Origin of the sequence: Veillonella sp., assembly GCF_019414865.1 — a bacterium.
Taxonomy (GTDB): domain Bacteria; phylum Bacillota; class Negativicutes; order Veillonellales; family Veillonellaceae; genus Veillonella.
Genome location: NZ_DXLG01000151.1, coordinates 1 through 3,304, shown reverse-complemented (window position 1 = coordinate 3,304; position 3,304 = coordinate 1). Strand labels below are relative to the sequence as shown.

General features: G+C 37.3%; 3 protein-coding genes. All 3 read right to left on the bottom strand.

Going from position 1 to position 3,304, the window contains the following annotated elements; all coding sequences use genetic code 11:
• Window positions 1-82: 82 nt before the first annotated feature.
• Window positions 83-1,351: an SLC13 family permease gene (locus QZ334_RS07570; protein ID WP_155086774.1), complete on the bottom strand. Its 1,269-nt coding sequence runs from the start codon at window positions 1,349-1,351 to the stop codon at window positions 83-85.
• 103 nt (window positions 1,352-1,454) lie between these two features.
• On the bottom strand, window positions 1,455-2,066 hold the full coding sequence (gene ttdB, locus QZ334_RS07565; RefSeq protein WP_060924030.1) for a L(+)-tartrate dehydratase subunit beta: 612 nt from the start codon (window positions 2,064-2,066) through the stop codon (window positions 1,455-1,457).
• Window positions 2,066-2,968, bottom strand: a complete 903-nt coding sequence (ttdA, locus tag QZ334_RS07560; RefSeq protein ID WP_021148394.1) for a L(+)-tartrate dehydratase subunit alpha — start codon at window positions 2,966-2,968, stop codon at window positions 2,066-2,068. The genes ttdB and ttdA overlap by 1 nt, the downstream gene beginning before the upstream one ends.
• Window positions 2,969-3,304 lie beyond the last annotated feature (336 nt).

Sequence of the window (3,304 nt, the reverse complement as noted above, 5' to 3'; positions counted from 1 at the left end):
TATCACTACCTATTGCACATATGAGAAAGAGCCCTAATTTAACATACATTAGGGCTCTTTCTAAAAAACTTATATTATCTCATTAAAATGGGAATAAAATTGGTAACAATATAAGCGCTACTATACTAGATACAACGATGAGTGGCAAACCAGCTTTCACATAATCCATGAAGCTATAACCAGCAATGTTGTATACCATAGTATTCGCAGGCATACCAATTGGGGTAGCATACGCTAAGGAGCTAGCGATTACGATAGCTGCAAGCACCGCTTTTGGATCGAAGCCCAATTGAGATGCTAAGCTAAGACCGATTGGTACCAATAATGCACAGGTAGCAGTATTAGACATGAAGTTCGTCATGAATACACCAAGCACAAAGATTACTACTAGAACAACAATTGGAGATGGACTAGCACCAAGGCTGTTTACAATAAGATCTGCAATTACAGAGCCAGTGCCTGTTTTAACCATTGCGTCCCCAAGGGCCATAGAGCCAGCGAAGAGCATGATTGTTTTCATATCTATAGATCTAACAGCTGCACTTTCACTAATAACATTAGTAGCAACTAATACAAGAGCACCTATCCAGGCACTCACATAAAGTTTTACACCTAATTGTTTTTCAAAGATCATAGCAACAACTGTCAAAATCAATACAATTGCAGCAGTCCATTTTTTCCAAGACGGTACATGGCTATAATCGTCATTGCCTTCAAAGGCACCATCTGGTTGATGACTTGGAGCATCTGGTAAGAAACGTTTACCAATTGTAGCATAGAAAATAGTACCAACAATTAGAATTGGTAAACCTACTAGACCATAATCAAAGAAACCAAAAGAGCCAAGGCCCGCTTGTTGTAAGCCCGCTTGCGCAATCATATTACCAGGAGCGCCGATAAGTGAAATATTACCACCCATAGCTGCAGCAAACACAAGAGGCATCAACAATTTAGTTTGTTTAAAACCACTTTTTTTACAAATACCGATAATTACAGGAATCAGTACAGCAGCTGTACCAGTATTAGATAAGAAACCGGATAAAATACCTGTAATCATCATAACTGCAACGAGTAAAGATGTTTCAGTTTTAGCAAACTTATGAACTACATTACCTACCCCCACTGCTACGCCTGTTGCAAAGAAAGCTTCACCAATAACAAACATGCCCATAAATAGTAAAACGTTTGGATCTACAAAACCGGCGAATGCTTCTTTAGCGGATAATACCCCACTTAGATGTAAGCCGACAGCTACAACCATAGCGGTAATAGACAATGGGATTTTCTCCCATGCAAACATGACGATGGCAAATACCAAGAAGCCAAGAGTTATCATTACACTCGTATCCATAAATACCTCCCAATACGTGTAATATACCTAAAAAAGGGTACAAAAAAGGAGGATTGTACAAAATCCGTATAATCCTCCTATTAAATTGAAGATCACAATTCGATTATTTAATGAAGCTTACGTGTTTATAAATCTCTTCTAACACTTCATCTTTCTTCGCATTGTATTCTACTTTTTTATTTTCAAAGTAGTTATTCCCTTCCGCATCGATGGATACGATGAGCGGACCAAATTCTTTAACCTTAAAAGTCCATAAAGTTTCACACATACCTAATTCTCTCCAATTAGCAGATTCTACTTTTTCGACTTCTGTAGCAGCAAGTACGGCATTACCTGCAGGGAACACACAGTGTAGTGCACCAAAGTCTTTGCAGGCACGTGCTGTTTCAGGACCCATTCCACCTTTACCTACAATGAGACGTACACCTGTCTTTTTAACAAATTCATATTCAAATTTTTCCATACGCATAGATGTAGTAGGTCCTACAGATACAACTTCAAATTCATTATCGCTTATTGTACGAATAATTGGTCCTGCATGAAGTATAGCCCCATCTTTAACATCAACCGGTAACGTTTTACCTTCTTCTACCACACGACGATGCCCCATATCACGACAGGTTGTAATATGCCCAGTCAAATAAATCACATCGCCTGGCTTAATGCCTGCTAAATCAGATTGTTGAATAGGTGTAGTTAATATTTTCTTAGCCATTATAATGTCACTCCTTTATGAGATTTAACTGTGCAATTACCATCCTTGTCAAATACGAGATCGCCGCGACGATGATTCCAACAACCTACACTAACAGCACAAGAAATAACAGATGGATGACGTGTACCATGTTCAATGTTCACACCTAAAACAGTTTTATCCCCACCCATACCTTGAGGTCCAATACCAATCTTATTAATTCCATCTTCTAACAATTGTTCCATATAAGCCGCTTTTTCATTAGGTGCTTTTGAAGATACAGGGCGCATTAATGCTTTTTTAGATAATCCAGCAGCGGTATCAATAGTTGTAGCAATCCCTACACCTACCAATAGTGGAGGACACGCATTCAAACCATAGCTTGTCATCAAATCAAGAACAAACTTAGCAACACCTTCATAGCCTTCACCAGGCATCAATGTTTTACCTGACCCTGGCAAGGAACACCCGCCACCAGCCATATAAGGGAAGATTTCTACATCATCACGGCCAGGAATGATATCCCAGTGAATATAAGGTGCAGTGAGGCCAATATTTTTACCAGTATTAAACTCATCAAAAGTTTCTACACAGTTCAATCGTAATGGAGCCTCTTGTGTAGCCTTATAAGTTGCTTCTCTTAGAATATCTTCTAATTCTCCTAGTAAGGGATAATTAGATCCAACCTTTACCCAAAATTGTAATACACCAGTATCTTGACAAGAAGGACGATTAAGCTGAGCTGCTAAATCCATATTATGTTGCATTGTTTCATAAATAGATTTAGCCATAGGATTTTTTTCATCCTGTGCCAATTCATGAATTTTTTCTTGTACATCATCAGGCAATACCTTTGCCATATAAGAAATGAAATTAGCTATCTTATTTGTCATTTCTTGTACTTGTTGTTCCTTCGTACTCATCGCAAACCTCCAAAAAGACTTCATTATTTAAGACGTGATTATTTCTGTTTCGGAACCTTAGCTCCTTTCGATGATTTCATTGTACTCTTTTTACAGGATATAACTATCCAATTTATAAGTTGATTTTTGCTTGTGAAAGCACGCTAAATTCATACAAAATCACCTATATAATTATATTTTTACCTATATAAAATATACAATTACACCTATTCAGAAATATCAAAAAGAGCACTACTTATCAAAAGGTAGTGCTCTTTCATCATTTATTTTTATATGCTTATCAAATATACAAAATCACCTATACCTAATGATTGTATATCCCCCTAATTTTAATTT